Origin of the sequence: Stenotrophomonas sp. LC732 (genome assembly GCF_052446685.1) — a bacterium.
Lineage (GTDB): Bacteria > Pseudomonadota > Gammaproteobacteria > Xanthomonadales > Xanthomonadaceae > Stenotrophomonas > Stenotrophomonas muris.
Map to the genome: position 1 here is coordinate 72396 of NZ_CP199214.1, position 17062 is coordinate 89457.

Here is a 17062-nt window from a genome sequence, read left to right on the forward strand (position 1 = left end):
GCGGCGTTACTCGCCCTGGTACTGCTTCTCTTCCACCAGTGCAGAACCGGCCAAGCGGTTGATCTCGTTCTTCACCTGCACGCGCTCGCCATTGGTGCCATAGACACCGCGTGCCAGCTGGATGAATGCATCATCGAACACCTGGGCCGCTTCCTTGTCGCGCAGCTGGTCCTGGATGTCCCACATACGCTCGTTGATCGCCTTCAACTGCTGCTGCAGCGCGGCCAGGGCCGGCTGTGCCTGCAGCTGCTGCTGCAACAGGGGCAGCAGGCCGTCCAGCTCGGTGCGCACGTTGGCCAGCTTGGCGGCATCGTCGATGCGCTCGGCCTTGATCTGGAGAATGGTGATCTTGTCGATCAGCTCGCCGATCGATACCGGGGTCAGGATGGCGTCCACGCGGTTGGTTCCTGGAAACAGGGCGCCATGATACCGCGCCGCTGGCGCATGGCCCCGATCCACGGGATTTACGCCGAATTTGCGCCGCGGGCCGGGCCGCACCCTCGATCCGTTACGTCCACGCGCTGGACACTGCCGTCCCGGCGGCGTGACCGCCTTCGACGAGGAACACAGTGCAGTGAACAGCAAGGGGATGATGGCGGCGGTGGTGGCCGCCCTGGCAGGGCTGCTTGGCATGGGCAGCGCGCAGGCACAGGTGCAGGTCAGTGGCAGTGCGGCCTTGACCAGTGACTACCTGTGGCGCGGCAGCTCGCAGAGCGATGGTGACCCGGCGGTGCAAGCCGGCGCGAAGATCTCGATCCCATCGGGCTGGTACGCCAGCGTGTGGGGGTCCAACGTCTCGTTCAAGCCGGACAATGGCGCGCGCAGCGAGTTCGACCTGGTGGCGGGCTGGTCCGGCGCGCTGGCACCGGACTGGACGCTGGATGCGAACCTGACCCGCTATGTGTATCCGGGTACCGGTCGTGCGCTGGACTGGACCGAACTCAACACCACCGTGACCTGGAAGCAGCGCGCCTGGCTGCAGGTCGCGCATTCCAACGATGCGTTGGCCGGTGGCCATCGCGGAACCTATGCCCAGCTGGGCGTGCGTGTGCCGCTGCACGAACGCGTCCGCCTGGAAGCAGCGGTGGGCCAGTACTGGCTGGCCACCGCGCAGGGCCCGGATTACCTGCATGGCCAGCTCAGTGCCATTGCCACGCTGACTCCGGCATGGGAGCTGCGCGCCACCGTGCATGACACCGACAGCGCGGCCAAGCGACTGTTCCCGGGCAATGCCGGTGGACGCTGGGAGCTGGCGCTGCAGGGCAGCTTCTAGTTCGACGATGCCGCCTGGCGCGCGCGCAGCGCGCCGGGCAGCCACAGCAGCAGGGCCAGCACGGCCACGGCGGCACCGGCCACGCAGACGCCGGTCCAACCGTAGCGCTGGTAGACCTGCGCCGACAGCAGCGAACCCAGCGAGCCGCCGATGAAGTAGCCGGTCATGTAGCCGGCATTGAGGCGGTTGCGCGCCGCGGGCTGCAGCGCATAGATCAGGTTCTGGTTGCTGACGTGCAGCAGCTGTGCGGCCAGGTCCAGCACCACCACGCCGATCAGCAGCGCCAGCAGCGAGTGGGCCGACAGCCCCAGTGGCAGCCACGACAGCAGCAACAGCACCAGCGCGATGGCAGTGGCGCGTCCGGTCTGGCCGCGGTCGGACATGCGCCCGGCCAGGCCGGCCGCCAGCGTGCCGGCTGCACCGACCAGCCCGAACAGGCCGATGGTGGCATCGCTGTAGGAGTAAGGTGGCTGCGCCAGCAGGAACGCGAGCGGGGTCCAGAAAATCGCGAACATGGCAAAGCTGCAGGCACCCAGCAGGGTGCGCTGGCGCAGCACCGGCTCCTGCACGAACAGCACGCCGATCGAGCGCAGCAAGGCGAAATAGCCCAGGCCGGCGCTGTGGTGGAATCGCGGCAGGCCGCGCTGCAATGCCAGTGCGGTCAGCACCAGGGTGCCGGCAGCGATGGCATACACCAGGCGCCAGTCACCCAGGCTGGACAGCAGGCCGGCCACGGTACGCGCCAGCAGGATGCCCAGCAGCAGGCCACTCATCAGCGTGCCGACCACGCGGCCACGATGTTCCGGCGCGGCCAGCGTGGCCGCGAACGGCACCAGCACCTGTGCCACCACCGAAAACAGACCGGTGATCGCGGTCCCGACCAGCAGCCAGGCCAGCGACGGCGCGCAGGCACTGATCACCAGGCCACCGGCCGACAGCAGGCTCATCACCACGATCAAGCGGCGGCGCTCGAACAGGTCACCCAGTGGCACCAGCAGGATCAGTCCGGCGGCATAGCTCAGCTGTGCTGCGGTAACCACCATGCCGACCTGGCCGAACGGCACGCCGAAGGCATCTGCGATGGTGTGCAGCAGCGGTTGCGCATAGTAGTTGCTGGCCACGGCCACGCCGGTGGCGACCGACATCAGCAGCACCTGCCAGCGGTGCAGAGGGGGAAGGGAGGGGCTCACGCGGTGTTCCAGGAAGCGGGGTGCACAGTGTCCGCCTGCTGCGGTCATGATGGAAATGAATCATCATCATCCTTGTCATCTGAAAACAAGATAGCTGGATGAACCTCAAGCAGCTCGAGTTTGCCGTCGCCCTGGCCGAGGAGGGCAATTTCACCCGTGCCGCCGAGCGCTGCCACGTGGTGCAGTCCGCGCTCAGCCACCAGATCGCCCACCTGGAACAGGAACTGGGTGCCACGCTGTTCGAGCGCCTGCCACGCCAGGTGCGGGCTACCGCCGCCGGCGAGGCGTTGCTGGTGCACGCACGCCAGGTGCTGGCCAGCCTGCGCCACCTGCGCGCCGACGTGGCCGCCGTCAGTGGCGAAGTGCGTGGCCTGCTGGCCATCGGGCAGATTTCTTCGCTGACCGACATCGACGTCGTGGCGATGCTGGCGGCCTTCCAGCGGGTGCACCCACAGGTGGAGTTCCAGCTGCGCGTGGACAAGAGCGAAGACCTGATCGCACAGGTGCAGTCGCGCGCGCTGGATGTGGCACTGGTCGGCCTGGCGCCGTCGGCAGCGCTGGATGGCGTCTGCCACCAGGTGCTGCAGGAGGAGGATCTGGTAGCGGTACTGGCGCCGTCGCACCGGCTCGCCGGGCGCACGCGGTTGCCATTGACCGCACTGCAGGATGAAGCGCTGGTCGACTTCCCGCGCGGTACCGGTGCGCGCCGGCAGACCGACGATGCCTTCGCCGCCGCTGGCCTGCCGCACACGGTGCGTTTCGAGGTCAACCTGATGGAACTGGTCGAGCGCTTCGTCCGCCACGGATTGGCGGTCGGCATCGTGCCGGCGTTGATCGCCGAAGGTTTCCAGGGCGTGGTTCAGATTCCACTGCAGCCGACCCCGACCCGGCGCGTACACCTGGTCTGGCAGCGGCTGCCGACGCCGGCCGCGCGCGCCTTCGTCGAGGCCGTGCTCAGCCGCGCAGGCGCAGGCTCAGGCCCTTGAGGAAGTTGCGCAGCATCTGGTCCAGGCAGCGCCGGTAGTTGGTGTGCCCGGGCTGGCGGAACAACGCACCGACTTCCGACTTGGACACGTTGAAGCCGGCGCTGGCGAAGATCTCCATCAGGTCCACGTCGCGCAGCTGGAAGGCCACGCGCAGCTTCTTCAGCACCAGGTTGTTGTCGATGCGGGTTTCCACCGCACGCTGCGGCTGGCTCTCGTCGCGACCGCGCAGGTGCACGATCAGGCCATCGAGGAAGTGCGCCAGTGCGCTGTCGTTCATCGCCTCGAAACCGGCTTCGTCCTCGCGGCGCAGCCAGGCCTTCACCTGCTCGGTATCCACGGCGAAGGCCGGGTCGGCCATCTGGCACAGGGTGACCACGTGCTGGTCACCCAGGTCCAGGGAGTAGCGCACGCTGCGCAGGACATCATTGTTGATCATGGCGCAATTGTACCGGTCACCCCGACACGTGGGGTCGCCGCCCCGGATCTGGCCGATCCGGCAACACGGGTGCTGCCGGACGGTGCCAGAATGGAGATCTGGTTTTCCCCCTGGAGTTGCCTGATGACCCGCACTGTCCTGATTACCGGCGCCACGTCCGGCTTCGGCGCCGCCGCCGTCCACCGCTTCGCCCAGGCCGGCTGGAAAGTGATCGCCACCGGCCGCCGCGGCGAACGCCTGCAACCGCTGGTCGAGCGCTATGGCAAGGACGTGGTGCACGCCGCCGCCTTCGACATCCGCGATCCGGTGGCGATGGAGGCGGCCCTGCTGGCGCTGCCGCCGGCCTTCGGCGAGATCGACCTGCTGGTCAACAACGCCGGTCTGGCGCAGGGCACCGCACCGGCACAGAGCGCCAGGCTGTCGGACTGGACCACGATGATCGACACCAACATCACCGCGCTGGTGACCCTGACCCACCGCCTGCTGCCGCAGCTGGTGGAGCGCAAGGGTGCGATCATCAACATCTCGTCGGTGGCCGGCGTCTACCCGTACCCGGGTGGCAACGCCTACGGTGGCACCAAGGCCTTCGTCAGCCAGTTCTCGCTGGGCCTGCGTTCGGACCTGCACGGCACCGGCGTGCGCGTGACCACGATCGAGCCGGGCATGGCCGAGACCGAGTTCACCGTGGTCCGCACCCATGGCGACCAGAATGCGTCGGACAAGCTGTACAGCGGTGCCAATCCGATGACCGCCGAAGACATCGCCGAACAGATCTTCTGGGTGGCCACGCTGCCACCGCACCTGAACATCAATCGCCTGGAGCTGATGCCGGTCAGCCAGTCCTTCGCCGGGTTCCAGGTCGCCCGCGAGGGCTGACGCCGTGTGTGGAGTCGAGCCATGCTCGACTCGGCAGAAACAAAAAAAGCCGGGCAATGCCCGGCTTTCTTCATGCAGTCCCGCAGAACGTCACTGCGCCTTGATGGCCATCGCCTGCAGGCCGGTGCCATCCAGCTTCTGCTTCGCTTCAGACAGTTCGCCGGCGCTGCCGTACGGCCCCATGCGCACGCGATACACGGTCTTGCCGTTGATCTGCGCCGACTCCACGCGTGCCGCCAGGCCCATCATGGCCAGCTTGGCCTTGGTGGCTTCGGCGTCGCCGGACGCACCGAAGGCACCTGCCTGCAGGATGTAGCGGGCGTTGTCGGCGGGCGCCGGTGCGGCAGTGGTCGCCGGCGCGGTGGGCGCGGCTTCCGCGCGCGGCGCGGGGGTGGCGGCCGTGCTGGTCGACGCCGGTGCGGTGCTGGCCGGCGGGGTTGCCGCGGCCGGGCGCTCGCTCAGCGGTGCCGGCAGCGGACGGTTGCTCGCGGTCACCGGTGCGGTGCTGGCGACGCTGGCCGTTGCGGTCGGTGCCGGCGTGGCCGTGCTCGCCGGCGGCACCGGCTTGCCCTCCAGCGCGGCCTGCGCGCGCGACGCTTCGGCCTTGGCCCGGCGCTGGTCCTCGGCACGCGCGCTGGCGGCCAGTTCGGCGTCGGACATTTCCACTTCCTTGCCCGGCAGCAGGGTGTAGAAGTCGTACTGCGTCGCCGCGGGCTTCTCCGGTTCGGCCGGCTTCGGCGTGGCCGGCTGCGCGGCTGGCTGGCTGCCGACATCGCTGTCTGCATCAGCAACCGGGGCCGGCTGCGCGTTCGGGTTCGGCTGCGGACCGGCGCGCAGGAAGCCGTCGCCTTCGCCCTTGAACAGGTTCGGCGCCGCCAGGAACACCACGGCGGCGATCGCCACACCGGCCACCAGCCACACCCATCCGGGTGTGCCCTGGCTGCTGCTGTTGCGTCGTGCCTGGGTTTTGCCGCGTCGTGCTGCCATGTGTACTGCGTCTCCTGATGCTTACATTTTTTCCGGGGCGCTCACGCCCAGGAGTTCGAGGCCGTTGGCCAGCACCTGGCGCGCCGCGCAGGCCAGGGTCAGCTTGGCGTTGCGATCGGCGGCGTCTTCCACCAGCACCGGCGTCCCGTGATACCACGTGTGGAAGGCATGCGCCAATTCACGCAGGTACTGCGCCACCAGGTGCGGCTCCAGCGCCACGCCGGCCGCTTCCACCACTTCCGGATAGCGCGAGATCTCGTTCATCAACAGCAGCGAGGCATCGTCGGCCAGGTGGCCAAGGTTGGCCAGGCCATTGCCCTGCTCGTACACCAGGCCCTTTTCCTGCGCCTGGCGCAGCAGGCTGCAGACACGGGCGTGCGCGTACTGCACGTAGAACACCGGATTGTCGTTGCTCTGCTGGCGCGCCAGGTCGATGTCGAAGGTCAGCTGCGAATCGGGCTTGCGCGCGATCAGGAACCAGCGGGTCGCATCGCGGCCGGCTTCTTCGATCAGGTCGCGCAGGGTGAAGTAGCTGCCGGCACGCTTGGACAGCTTCACTTCCTCGCCGCCGCGCATGACCGTGACCATCTGGTGCAGCACGTATTCCGGCCAGCCCTGCGGGATGCCCACTTCCATCGCCTGCAGGCCGGCGCGCACGCGCGCCAGCGAGCCGTGATGGTCGGCGCCCAGTTCGGTGATCGCGCGCTCGTAGCCGCGCTGCCACTTGGACAGGTGGTAGGCCACGTCCGGCACGAAGTAGGTGAAGGTGCCGTCGGACTTGCGCATCACGCGGTCCTTGTCGTCACCGAAGTCGGTGCTGCGCAGCCACAGCGCGCCGCCTTCCTCATAGGTGTGGCCGGACGCCTGCAGCTTGGCCACCGCTTCGGCAACCTTGCCGTCGGCGTACAGCGAGCTTTCCAGGAAGTAGATGTCGAAGTCGACACCGAACGCGGCCAGGTCCAGGTTCTGCTCGTTGCGCAGGTAGGCCACGGCGAAGCGGCGGATTGCCTGCATGTCGTCCGGGTCCTTGGCGCCGACCACGGTGCTGCCTTCCAGGTCGACGCTGGCACCGGCCATGTAGGCGCGGGCGACATCGGCGATGTACTCACCGCGGTAGCCGCCTTCCGGCCAGCCGTCCTGATCGGGTGCGATGCCCTTGATCCGCGCCTGGGTGGACAGCGCCAGGTTCTCGATCTGCACGCCAGCGTCGTTGTAGTAGAACTCGCGCTTGGCGTTCCAGCCGTTGGCATCGAGCACGCGGGCCACGCAGTCGCCGATCGCCGCTGCGCGGCCATGGCCGACATGCAGCGGGCCGGTCGGGTTGGCCGACACGTACTCCACGCCCACCGTGCGGCCATTGCCGGACAGGTTGCGGCCGTAGTCGTGGGCTTCCTTGATGACTGAGGCGGTTTCGCGCTGGTACGCGGCCGGGGCCAGATGGAAGTTGATGAAGCCGGGGCCGGCGATCTCGACCTTGCTGACGTCCTCGCTGCGCGGCAGCGCCTCGACCAGTGCCTGTGCCAGTGCGCGCGGATTGCTGCGCGCGGCCTTGGCCAGCAGCATCGCGGCGTTGGTGGCGAAGTCGCCGTGGTCACGGGTCTTCGGGCGCTCGACCACGAAGTCCGGCGGCAGGGAGTCGGCGGGCAGGGTGCCATTGGCGCGCAAGGCTTCGATGCCTTGGCTGATCAGGGCGCGGAGGAGATTTTTCACGAGGCCTGCTGTGAGAATGAGCGGCGGAATCGCCCATTTTAGCGCAGATGCCCGCGCCCACGCTGACCAGGACATGCCTGCGGGGCGCCCGCCCGGCCCTGACCAGGGCCGTTCAGCCGAACAGGCGCGGCTGGGGCGGGGACAGCAGGCCCCGTTCAGCAAATGAAACGGGGCGGCCCTCGCCGACCACGAAGTGGTCGAGCAGGCGCACGTCCACCAGTGCCAGCGCCTGCTGCAGTTCATCGGTGATGCGGGTATCGGCGCCGGAGGGCTCGGGGTCGCCGGAAGGGTGATTGTGGCTGAGGATCACCGCTGCCGCATTGTGCAGCAGGGCTCGCCGCACCACCTCGCGGGGATAGACCGGGGCGGCATTGATGGTGCCCTGGAACAGTTCTTCGCAGGCGATCAGGCGGTGGCGGTTGTCCAGGAACAGCGCCATGAAGATCTCGCGGGCCTGGCCGCGCAGGCGGTGCTGCAGATAGCGGCCGACCGCAGCGGGGTTGTTGCCGACGGCCTCGCCCTGCTGAAGTTCGGCCGCCAGATAGCGGTGGGCCAGTTCCAGCCCGGCGGCCAGTGCACAGCTTCGAGCAGGGCCCAGCCCCGGCAACCGGGCCAGCTCGCGGGCCGGGCGGTCCAGCAGCACACGCAGGGGACCGTGCGCCTGCAGCAGGTCGCGCGCGGTCTGCACCGCATCGCGTCCACCGAAGCCGGAGCCGAGGAACAGTGCCAGCAGTTCTGCGTCGGACAGCGTGGCGGGGCCGCGTGCGATCAGCTTCTCGCGGGGACGTTCCTGTTCGGGCCAGTCGTGGATGGGCATGCCTGCATCATCGCCAGTGGGGGCGATGCGGCCCATCAGGGCAGGACGCATGCCCGGGTCGGCCGTTGCCTCAGTCGCGTCGCGACTGCAGGTAGGCGAACAGCTCCTGGTTGTTCTGCAGCCCCAGCTTGCGCTTGGCCTCGGCCTTCTGCCGGCTGATCGTCTTGGGGCTGCGGCCGCAGTGGACGGCGATGGCGTTCACTTTCAGCCCGGCGGCCAACAGGTCCAGCACTTCCTGTTCGCGGGCGGACAGCGCCGCCGGTTCGCGCGCGAACATCAGGTCGCGCGCCTGCAGGTGGTGGCGCAGCTGCTGCGAGACGAACACCTGCCCTGCCATGGCCGCGTTCAGGGCCTGCGGCAACTCGCCGAAATCGGCGCACTTGTCGACCAGGCCGCTGACACCCTCACGCAGCAGGCCATCGAGCAGGCCGGGGTGGCGGGCGCCGGTAAGCACCACCACGGGCATGCGCGGGTGGCGTGCGCGCAGTTCAGCGATCAGTTCCGGGCCATCCGGGCCGGTGCCCGGCATGGAGAGGTCGGTCAGCACCGCGTCGCAGCCGTGGTGCTCGACCAGCTGCAGCAGCTCGGCGCCGTCACGCGCGCTGCCGACGACCTCCATCAGGTGGGTCTGCAGCACGATGCGGATGCCGTGCAGGACGACGGGATGGTCGTCGGCGATGATGATGCGCGGGTGCACGCGGAATCCTCGAAAAGCGAAGCGGCACACCTGCGGCGGCCACTGACGATTCTGCAAACGTGGCCGGCCTACAGGTATAGGAAAGTTCCGAATCGCAGTGTCTTGAACCCCGGAAGCGCTGTGGTGCAAGTCCCATCTGCTGATAGCTGCCCGCTATGTGCGCTGTGCACCGGGACATTACCGACCATCGGGTAAGCTAATGCCCTCGTTTGCACAGGAATTCCAGGTGGCTGACTCCCCCAACGCTTCCCCCGCGCCCGGCCGCGCGCTGGAAGGCCAGAAACTGCTGTTGTGCGTCGGAGGCGGGATCGCGGCCTACAAGGCCCTGGAACTGGTGCGACGCCTGCGTGATGCGGGCGCCCAGGTGCAGGTGGCGATGACCGCCGGCGCCCAGCAGTTCGTCACCCCCCTCAGTTTCCAGGCCCTGTCCGGGCAGCCGACCCGCACCACGCTGTGGGACAGCGCCGCCGAACAGGCCATGGGCCACATCGAGCTGGCCCGCTGGGCGGACCGCATCGTGGTCGCGCCGGGAACCGCCGATCTGCTGGCCCGGCTGGCCCAGGGCCATGCCGATGACCTGGTCAGCACCCTGTGCCTGGCCAGCACCGCACCGCTGACGATCTGCCCGGCGATGAACCATCGCATGTGGCTGCATCCGGCCACCCAGGCCAACATCGCCCTGCTGCGCCAGCGTGGTGCGCAGGTGATCGGCCCGGTCGATGGCCCGCTGGCCGAAGGTGAATCCGGTCCCGGTCGGCTGGCCGAACCCGGCGACATCGTGGCCGCGCTTGCCGCCAATGGCGGCGCCGCTGCGACGGTTGCCGCGCCGGAAACCCGTGCCCTGCAGGGGCTGCGCCTGCTGATCAGTGCCGGCCCGACCTACGAAGACATCGATCCGGTGCGTTACGTCGGCAACCGCAGCAGCGGCAAGATGGGCTTTGCCCTGGCCGCCGCTGCTGCCGCGCTGGGCGCGCAGGTGGTGCTGGTCAGCGGTCCGGTACAGCTGCCGACGCCGCCGGGCGTGCAGCGCATCGACGTGCGCTCGGCCGCGCAGATGCGCGATGCCGTACTGAAGTCGCTGCCCGCCGACATCTATATCGGTGCCGCCGCGGTGTCCGACTACACGCCGCGCCAGGTCGCCGCGCAGAAGCTGAAGAAGACTGCCGACAGCCAGTCGCTGGTGATCGAACTGGTGCGCACGCCGGACATCCTCGCCGAAGTCGCTGCACAGACGCAGTCGCTGAAGCTGGTGGTCGGCTTCGCCGCCGAGACCCACGACGTGGAGAAATACGCGCGCGGCAAACTGGTCGACAAGCGCCTGGACCTGGTGATCGCCAACCAGGTCGGCATCAGTGGCGGCGGTTTCGAGAGCGACAACAATGCCGCCACGGCCTTCTGGCAGGACGGTGAACAGGTATTCCCGGCCACTTCCAAGCGCGAGCTGGCCGAACAACTGCTGGCGCTGATCGCGCGGAGACTCCAGGCATGACCCAGGCATCCACTTCCCACCCGCTGCAGGTCAAGCTGCTCGATCCGCGCTTCGGCGACAGCTGGCCGCTGCCGGCCTATGCCACCGAGGCCAGTGCCGGCATGGACCTGCGCGCGGCGCTGGATACCGCGCTGACCCTGCAGCCGGGCGACACCGCGCTGGTGCCCAGCGGCCTGGCCATCCATATTGCCGACCCGAACCTGTGCGCGGTGATCCTGCCGCGTTCCGGGCTGGGCCATCGGCATGGCATCGTGCTGGGCAACGGCACCGGCCTGATCGATGCCGACTACCAGGGGCCGCTGCTGATCAGCGTCTGGAACCGTGGCCGCGAGGCCTTCACCATCGAGCCGGGCGATCGCATCGCGCAGCTGGTGGTGGTTCCGATCGCCCGCGTCAGCCTGCAGGTAGTGGATACTTTCACCGACAGCGTGCGGGGCGCGGGTGGATTCGGCCATACCGGGGTGCGTTGACAGGGGACATCGATGAGCGGCATCGGGGAAGGACAGCGGGGACGGTCGTTGGGTCGCAGTGCACCTCTACTGGGGGTGCTGTTGATCCTGTTGGCCGGCTGGTTCGGATGGAGCGCGGTGCAGCAATGGCGGCAGGAGGCCAACGGGCAGGCGCTGGAAGAGGCGCGTGACCAGGCCGTGCAGGGCCTGCAGCAGGCTGCTGCGGGCCAGTTGCAGCAGCTGCAGCAGCAGTTGAAGAACGATCGCGTGCAGCAGGCGCTGCAGGCCGGCGACGCCGCTGCGGCGGCGCTGGCCGTTCGCGAGAGCTGGACCGGGGTCGAGCAGGTCGAGGTGCTGGCGGCCGATCTGGCCAACGCCTATGCCGATCCGGCCACCTTCGGGTATTCCCGCCTGGCGCTGCTGGAAGCGGCGCTGGCCGAGGCCAGGCCAAGCCTGCGCGTGGTCCGCGACGGCGGCGGCAACCGCCTGGGCCTGGCCGCGCCGGTGCAGCTGGGCAGCCTGGGGCCGGCTGTCATCTATGTCCGCCAACCGCTGCTGCGGCTGACGTCGCCGCTCGACCAGGTCAGCGCGCCGTCCGCCGGCTTCCTCGGCCTGCGCCAGGGAGCATTCGATCTGGTCACCCAGGGCGACCCGAGCCTGGCCGAAAGTGCGGAAGCGCTGGCGCGCCCGGTTGCAGGCACGCCGTTGCGGCTGGTCGCGTCGGTGCCGAATGTCGAGGCCGGTCCGCTCGGCCTGGGCGCGCTGGCCAGCGCCATTGTGGCGTTGCTGCTGGCGTTCATTGCCGTGTTGCTGGTGGTGGGGCGCGACCGGCTGCCGAAGTCGCTGCCGTTGCCGCGCCGCGCCGCCGCGTCCGAAGCCGACCATGGCCCGACCCTGAGCGAGAGCCTGCAGCAGGCGCCGCCACCGGTGGCCGCCGTGACCGGCAGTGGCGATGCCACGCCACCGCCGCCACCGCCGGTGCCTGCCGAAGAGCTGGCCGCCGGCATCTTCCGCGCCTATGACATCCGCGGCGTGGTGGGCAGCGAACTGACACCCAAGACCGCGGCGCTGATCGGCCAGGCCATCGGCACCGTGGCACTGGAGCAGGGCCTGCGCGAGGTGGTGATCGGGCGCGATGGCCGCCTGTCCGGACCCGAGCTGACGGCCGGGCTGGCCGAGGGCCTGCGCCGTGCCGGCTGCGCGGTGATCGACATCGGCCTGGCGCCGACCCCGCTCGTGTACTACGCCGCCTTCCATCTGCGTACCGGCACCTGCGTGGCGGTCACCGGCAGCCACAACCCGCCCGAGTACAACGGCTTCAAGGTGGTGATCGGCGGCGAGACGCTGTCCGGCGACGCGATCACCGATCTCTACCAGCGCATCGTCGAGGGCCGCCTGGTGCAGTCCGCCGAGCCGGGTGACTACCAGCAGCGCGATGTCAGTGCCGACTACATCCAGCGCATCGCCGATGACGTGCAGCTGGACCGTCCGCTGAAGGTCGTGGCCGATGCCGGCAATGGCGTGGCCGGCGCACTGGCCCCGCAGCTGCTGGAAGCAATCGGCGCCGACGTCATTCCGCTGTACTGCGATGTCGATGGCACCTTCCCCAACCATCATCCCGACCCGAGCGAGCCGGCCAACCTGGAAGACCTGGTGCAGACGGTCAAGCGCTTCGGCGCCGACCTCGGCGTAGCCTTCGATGGCGACGGCGACCGGTTGGGCGTGGTCACCGGCGAAGGCAGGATCATCTATGCCGACCGCCTGCTGATGCTGTTCGCTGCCGACGTGCTGATGCGCAATCCGGGCGCGATGGTGATCTACGACGTCAAGTGCACCGGCAAGCTGTCCGACCATGTGCTGCGCAACGGTGGCAGCCCGCTGATGTGGAAGACCGGGCATTCGCTGATGAAGGCGAAGATGCGCGAGACCGATGCCGAGCTGGCCGGTGAGATGAGCGGCCACTTCTTCTTCAAGGAACGCTGGTTCGGTTTCGACGACGGCCTGTACGCCGCTGCGCGCCTGCTGGAGATCCTGGCCCAGCGCGAGGAAACCCCGGACGAAGTACTGGGCGAACTGCCGGAGATGGTCGCCACGCCGGAGCTGAAGGTGCCGGTGGCCGACGGGACGCCGCATGCGCTGGTGGCGATGCTGGTGGCGGCGGCGCAGTCGCCGGACAACCCGTATGTGGGGGGCCGCCTGTCGACCATCGATGGCCTGCGCGTGGACTTCGCCGATGGCTGGGGCCTGGTGCGCGCCTCCAACACCACGCCGGTGCTGGTGCTGCGGTTCGAAGGCAACGACGAGGCCGCACTGGAGCGCATCAAGGCCTTGTTCCGCAGCCAGCTGCAGCCGGTGCTGGGCGACACCCCGCTGGGGTTCTGAGGTGGGGCCGGGCGGTGCCCGGCACCCGCCGAATCAACGTCAACGTCAAAGGCCGGCTATCCGTAGGATGCGGGGTGGGTCCGGTTACGGGGGACGCTGCAAGTCCCCCTCCGGGGCCCGGCCCAGCCGCTGGCGGCTGGGCGTTCGGGCGCTTGCGAAGCAGTGCTTCGCAAGCAAAGCGCCCTCACCCATGTAAGCTCGGTCGCCGCATCCATGCGGCTCACGCCCCCGCAACCGGACCCACCCCGCCTTCGACAGATTTCCGCGATCTGTCCGAACCGCATGAACTGCTCTTGGTAGGTGTCGACCTTGGTCGACACAGCAGAGATCCACGCCATGCGTGGATGCTCTTCCGAATTTGCTTTGGTGGGTGCCGACCGTTGTTCGGCACACCCTCACCCCTTGAATCGCAAGCCCACGCCCGGTTCGGTGAACAGGTAGCGTGAATCCAGCGCCGAATCGCCCAGCTTGTGCCGCAGCTTGCCGACCAGGATGCGCAGGTAATGGGTATCGTGCTGGTGGGTCGGCCCCCAGATCTCCTGCAGGATCTGCGGCTGCGTCACTACCCGCCCGGCATTGCGCAGCAGCAGCGACAGCAACGCGTATTCCTTGCGGGTCAACGCCACCGGTTCACCCTGCAGGGCGACTTCGCGGCGCACCAGATCCACGCGCAGGTGGCCGTCGTCGAACACCGGCGGCGTGCCATCACTGGGTACGCTGCGCGTGCGCAGCAGCGCCCGCACCCGTGCCATCAGTTCCTGCGTGCCGAACGGCTTGGTCACGTAGTCGTTGGCGCCGGTATCCAGTGCGCGCACCTTCTCGGCTTCGCCGGCGCGCACGGTCAGCATGATCACCGGCACCTGGCTCCACTGCCGCAGCTGTTCAAGTACCTCGTGGCCTTCCATGTCCGGCAGGCCGATATCCAGGATCACCAGGTCCATGTCCTCGCTGGCGGCCAGCTGCAGGCCTTCCTGGCCGGTGGCGGCCTGTCGCACCTGGTAGCCCTGCGCGCGCAGGCTGATGTCCAGGAACCGGCGGATCTGGGTTTCATCATCGATCACCAGCACGCGCGCGGCCGGCACGCTGGCATCAATCGGGGTCGGGCTCATCGTGGGAGGCTGGCTTGAGCAGGGGCAGGGTGATGCGGATCAGGGTACCGCGACCGTCGCGTCCGGGCAGCGCCTGCACGCTGCCGCCATGTGCGCCGATCATGCCCTGGCAGATGGTCAGGCCCAGGCCGGTGCCGTGGCGGCCGCGGTCGCCGCGCTCGACGCTGTAGAACATGTCGAAGATGCGCGCGCGCTCGTCGTCGGGAATGCCGGGGCCGGCATCGATCACGTCGATGCGCAGCTGGCCGTCCAGTTCGCGCGCCTGCACCTGCACGGCGGCGTCGGGCGGCGAGAACTTGGCCGCGTTCTCCATCACGTTGAACACGGCCTGTTCGACCAGCGCCGGGTGTACCCAGATCGGCGCCAGCGTGGACGGAATGTCCAGCTCCAGCCGCACCTTGGGCTGGTAGCGCTGCAGGCGCCGTGCGGCCGAGCCGATCAGTTCGTCCACGCCGATCCAGTCACGGTTGATCTTCAGACCTTCGTGGCCAAGGCGGGTCATGTCCAGCAGGTTCTGGATGTAGCGGTCCAGCCGCTCGCCTTCGACCAGGATGGTGTCCAGCAGGGCACGGCGATCGGCCGTGTCCATCGCCGCGCCGTAACTGGCCAGGCTGTCGGCCGAACCGATCATCGCCGCCAGTGGAGAGCGCAGGTCGTGCGACACCGAAGAGAGCAGGGCCGAGCGCAACCGCTCGGTCTCGTTGCTGACATGCGCCTGTTCCAGTTCGGCCACCAGCCGGGTACGCAGTGCGGCCTGCGCGATGTCATCGACCATCGCTTCGGCAAGCTGCCGCTGTTCGGGCAGCAGGCGTGCCTGTGCGCCGGGCAGGTACAGGCCGGCCACGCCGATCGCGCGATCTTCGCCATCCAGCAATGGCAGGAACCACCACTGCGCACCGGCCAGGGTGTCGGTGAAGCGGCCGCTGGGCTGGCCGTGGCGCAGCGCCCAGTCGGCGGCAGCCAGGTCGGTATCGCCGGGTTGGCTGCGGCCACCGGCGGCAGTGTCCGCGCCGATCCGCAGCCACGCCGGCACATCCATCGCCTGCTCCAAGGCATGCCGACCTGCCTGTGCCACCTCGCCGTTGCCAGCGGCGCTGGCCAGCTGACGGCCCAGCTGCTGGCGTGCACGTGCATGGCGATTGGCCGCACGCAGCGCAATGACCTGCATGCGCAGGCGCGAGGCCAGCCGTCCGGCCACCAAGGCGGCGGCCAGGAACAGGAACACGGTGATCACGCCCTGGCGCGCACCGATGGCGAAGGTGAAGCGGGGCGCGATGAACAGGAAGTTGTAGGCCAGGAAGCACAGGATCGCCGCCATCACCGCCACGCTGGCACGCGTGCGCGCCGCCACCAGCACCACTGCCACGATGAATACCATCGACAGGTCGGCCATGCCGACCCAGCGTTCGGCCAGCCAAGCCACCGCACAGGCCAGCGCGGTGGCGATCAGTGCCTGTACCGGCTCGTAGCTGATGCCGCGCATCGGTGGCAGCAGACCCTCGCGGCGCGAGCGCGCCCGGGCCTGCGGCGTGCTGATGATGGTGATCTCGTAGTGCGCCCCGCGCTGGATCAGCTGCTGGGTCAGGGTTCGGTTGAACATCCGCGCCAGCGGGCGCTCACGGGTGCGCCCCAGCACCAGGGTCGATACGCCGTTGTGCGCTGCATGGTCCAGCAGGGCATCGGCGATGCTCGATCCGTGCAGCAGTTCGGCGTCGCCACCCAGGCGCCGTGCCAGGGCGAAGGCCGCATCGATCTCGCGCCGCGTGGCCTCGTCCTGGCGCCGGCCCTGCACGGTCACCACCGTCCACGGTGCGTCGCGGCGCTCGGCGATGCGGCGCGCCACCCGCACCAGGTACTCGCTCTGGCCGCCGCCATCGATGGCCACCAGCACGCCGCGCCGCAGCGGCAGGTTGCCTTCGCCCCGTGCGGCGCGGGTTTCACGCAGGCTGCTGTCGACGCGGTCGGCGGCTTCCTGCATCGCCAGCTCACGCAGGGCGGTCAGGTTGGCCGGCGAGAAGAACGCCTGCAGCGCCTGCGCGGCCTGTTCGGGCACATAGACCTTGCCCTGCTGCAGGCGCGCGATCAGTTCGCGCGGCGGCAGATCGACCAGCACGATGTCGTGCAGGCGATCGAGCACGCCATCGGGCACGGTCTCGCTGACCCGCACGCCGGTGATGCGCATCACCACGTCGTTGAGGCTTTCCAGATGCTGGATGTTGACCGTGGTCCAGACGTCGATGCCGGCGTCGAGCAGCTCCATCACATCCTGCCAGCGCCGCTCATGGCGGCTGCCGGGCGCATTGCGATGGGCCAGTTCGTCCACCAGCACCAGCGCTGGATGCCGTGCCAGCACGGCATCCAGGTCCATCTCCTGCAGCGCGTGGCCGTGATAGGCCACGTCCTTCAACGGCAGCTGCGGCAGACCTTCCAGCAGGGCCTGGGTTTCGGCGCGGCCATGGGTTTCCACCAGCCCGACCACCAGGTCCACGCCGCGGCGCAGCTGCTCCTGGGCACGGGTCAGCATGGTGTAGGTCTTGCCCACACCCGGCGCAGCGCCGAGGAACACGGTCAGCTTGCCACCGGCTTCGCGTTGCAGGCCTTCCACCAGGGCATCGGCCTGGCGGGTACGCGCATCAGTCATGGGGGCCACTGTCATGGCCG

15 protein-coding genes are annotated in these 17062 nt (G+C 68.9%); 6 read left to right on the forward strand and 9 right to left on the reverse strand.

All coding sequences use genetic code 11. The features are described 5' to 3' along the window. Positions 1-6: 6 nt before the first annotated feature. Positions 7-396: a DUF6165 family protein gene (locus ACT6SE_RS00435; RefSeq protein WP_046428155.1), complete on the reverse strand. Its 390-nt coding sequence runs from the start codon at positions 394-396 to the stop codon at positions 7-9. 178 nt (positions 397-574) lie between these two features. Here ACT6SE_RS00435 and ACT6SE_RS00440 point away from each other — a divergent pair, with 178 nt between their 5' ends. Then, positions 575-1273: a TorF family putative porin gene (locus tag ACT6SE_RS00440; protein WP_046428441.1), complete on the forward strand. Its 699-nt coding sequence runs from the start codon at positions 575-577 to the stop codon at positions 1271-1273. Here the strand turns inward: ACT6SE_RS00440 and ACT6SE_RS00445 are convergent. Next, positions 1270-2418, reverse strand: a complete 1149-nt coding sequence (locus ACT6SE_RS00445; protein WP_444811169.1) for an MFS transporter — start codon at positions 2416-2418, stop codon at positions 1270-1272. The genes ACT6SE_RS00440 and ACT6SE_RS00445 overlap by 4 nt on opposite strands. Before the next feature lie 143 nt (positions 2419-2561). On the opposite strand from ACT6SE_RS00445, the gene ACT6SE_RS00450 reads away from it, so the two are divergent. Continuing rightward, positions 2562-3449: a LysR family transcriptional regulator gene (locus ACT6SE_RS00450; protein WP_014645661.1), complete on the forward strand. Its 888-nt coding sequence runs from the start codon at positions 2562-2564 to the stop codon at positions 3447-3449. On the opposite strand, the gene ACT6SE_RS00455 is transcribed toward ACT6SE_RS00450, so the two are convergent. Next, positions 3418-3885, reverse strand: coding sequence for a DUF1456 family protein (locus ACT6SE_RS00455; RefSeq protein WP_014645662.1), 468 nt, complete (start codon positions 3883-3885; stop codon positions 3418-3420). The genes ACT6SE_RS00450 and ACT6SE_RS00455 overlap by 32 nt on opposite strands. A 123-nt stretch (positions 3886-4008) precedes the next feature. Here ACT6SE_RS00455 and ACT6SE_RS00460 point away from each other — a divergent pair, with 123 nt between their 5' ends. Beyond that, on the forward strand, positions 4009-4761 hold the full coding sequence (locus ACT6SE_RS00460) for an SDR family NAD(P)-dependent oxidoreductase (protein WP_014035694.1): 753 nt from the start codon (positions 4009-4011) through the stop codon (positions 4759-4761). A gap of 90 nt (positions 4762-4851) precedes the next feature. Here the strand turns inward: ACT6SE_RS00460 and ACT6SE_RS00465 are convergent, their stop codons facing one another. The 4 genes from ACT6SE_RS00465 to ACT6SE_RS00480 all read right to left on the reverse strand — a co-directional run bounded on the left by ACT6SE_RS00465 (position 4852) and on the right by ACT6SE_RS00480 (position 8972). Continuing rightward, positions 4852-5748 carry an SPOR domain-containing protein gene (locus tag ACT6SE_RS00465; protein ID WP_046428160.1) on the reverse strand — a complete coding sequence of 299 codons (897 nt, stop codon included), beginning with the start codon at positions 5746-5748 and terminating at the stop codon, positions 4852-4854. Between the two features lie 21 nt (positions 5749-5769). After that, a complete protein-coding gene (gene argS / locus ACT6SE_RS00470) occupies positions 5770-7458 on the reverse strand; it encodes an arginine--tRNA ligase (protein WP_032961431.1) in 1689 nt (562 codons plus the stop codon). A gap of 112 nt (positions 7459-7570) precedes the next feature. Next, positions 7571-8275, reverse strand: coding sequence for a RadC family protein (gene radC / locus ACT6SE_RS00475; protein WP_014035697.1), 705 nt, complete (start codon positions 8273-8275; stop codon positions 7571-7573). A 70-nt stretch (positions 8276-8345) separates the two neighbouring features. Then, positions 8346-8972: a response regulator transcription factor gene (locus ACT6SE_RS00480; protein ID WP_014645666.1), complete on the reverse strand. Its 627-nt coding sequence runs from the start codon at positions 8970-8972 to the stop codon at positions 8346-8348. A gap of 199 nt (positions 8973-9171) precedes the next feature. On the opposite strand from ACT6SE_RS00480, the gene coaBC reads away from it, so the two are divergent. From coaBC to ACT6SE_RS00495, 3 genes are read left to right on the forward strand one after another with little or no spacing between them, the layout of a single operon-like run. Next, on the forward strand, positions 9172-10461 hold the full coding sequence (gene coaBC / locus ACT6SE_RS00485; RefSeq protein ID WP_014645667.1) for a bifunctional phosphopantothenoylcysteine decarboxylase/phosphopantothenate--cysteine ligase CoaBC: 1290 nt from the start codon (positions 9172-9174) through the stop codon (positions 10459-10461). Continuing rightward, on the forward strand, positions 10458-10931 hold the full coding sequence (dut, locus tag ACT6SE_RS00490) for a dUTP diphosphatase (RefSeq protein WP_014035700.1): 474 nt from the start codon (positions 10458-10460) through the stop codon (positions 10929-10931). Before coaBC ends, dut begins: the two co-directional genes overlap by 4 nt. Positions 10932-10943: 12 nt before the next feature. Next, the gene (locus ACT6SE_RS00495; protein ID WP_046428169.1) at positions 10944-13292 is read left to right on the forward strand and encodes a phosphomannomutase/phosphoglucomutase; all 2349 of its coding nucleotides are present in this window, start codon (positions 10944-10946) and stop codon (positions 13290-13292) included. A gap of 395 nt (positions 13293-13687) precedes the next feature. Here the strand turns inward: ACT6SE_RS00495 and ACT6SE_RS00500 are convergent, their stop codons facing one another. Together ACT6SE_RS00500 and ACT6SE_RS00505 are read right to left on the reverse strand one after the other, a co-directional pair. Beyond that, entirely contained in the window at positions 13688-14401 is a 714-nt protein-coding gene (locus ACT6SE_RS00500; protein WP_032961423.1) for a response regulator transcription factor, read from the reverse strand. Next, complete coding sequence (locus ACT6SE_RS00505) at positions 14382-17042, reverse strand: sensor histidine kinase (protein ID WP_014645670.1); 2661 nt, start codon at positions 17040-17042, stop codon at positions 14382-14384. Before ACT6SE_RS00505 ends, ACT6SE_RS00500 begins: the two co-directional genes overlap by 20 nt. Between the last annotated feature and the right edge of the window lie 20 nt (positions 17043-17062).

Bases quoted from the DNA above. Each gene is read 5' to 3' on its own strand.
- ACT6SE_RS00505 (WP_014645670.1), bottom strand. From the start codon at position 17,042: ATGACTGATGCGCGTACCCGCCAGGCCGATGCCCTGGTGGAAGGCCTG.
- ACT6SE_RS00465 (WP_046428160.1), bottom strand. From the start codon at position 5,748: ATGGCAGCACGACGCGGCAAAACCCAGGCACGACGCAACAGCAGCAGC.
- ACT6SE_RS00455 (WP_014645662.1), bottom strand. From the start codon at position 3,885: ATGATCAACAATGATGTCCTGCGCAGCGTGCGCTACTCCCTGGACCTG.
- ACT6SE_RS00460 (WP_014035694.1), top strand. From the start codon at position 4,009: ATGACCCGCACTGTCCTGATTACCGGCGCCACGTCCGGCTTCGGCGCC.
- ACT6SE_RS00445 (WP_444811169.1), bottom strand. From the start codon at position 2,418: ATGTCGGTCGCCACCGGCGTGGCCGTGGCCAGCAACTACTATGCGCAA.
- coaBC (WP_014645667.1), top strand. From the start codon at position 9,172: ATGCCCTCGTTTGCACAGGAATTCCAGGTGGCTGACTCCCCCAACGCT.
- ACT6SE_RS00500 (WP_032961423.1), bottom strand. From the start codon at position 14,401: ATGAGCCCGACCCCGATTGATGCCAGCGTGCCGGCCGCGCGCGTGCTG.
- ACT6SE_RS00495 (WP_046428169.1), top strand. From the start codon at position 10,944: ATGAGCGGCATCGGGGAAGGACAGCGGGGACGGTCGTTGGGTCGCAGT.
- dut (WP_014035700.1), top strand. From the start codon at position 10,458: ATGACCCAGGCATCCACTTCCCACCCGCTGCAGGTCAAGCTGCTCGAT.
- radC (WP_014035697.1), bottom strand. From the start codon at position 8,275: ATGCCCATCCACGACTGGCCCGAACAGGAACGTCCCCGCGAGAAGCTG.
- ACT6SE_RS00450 (WP_014645661.1), top strand. From the start codon at position 2,562: ATGAACCTCAAGCAGCTCGAGTTTGCCGTCGCCCTGGCCGAGGAGGGC.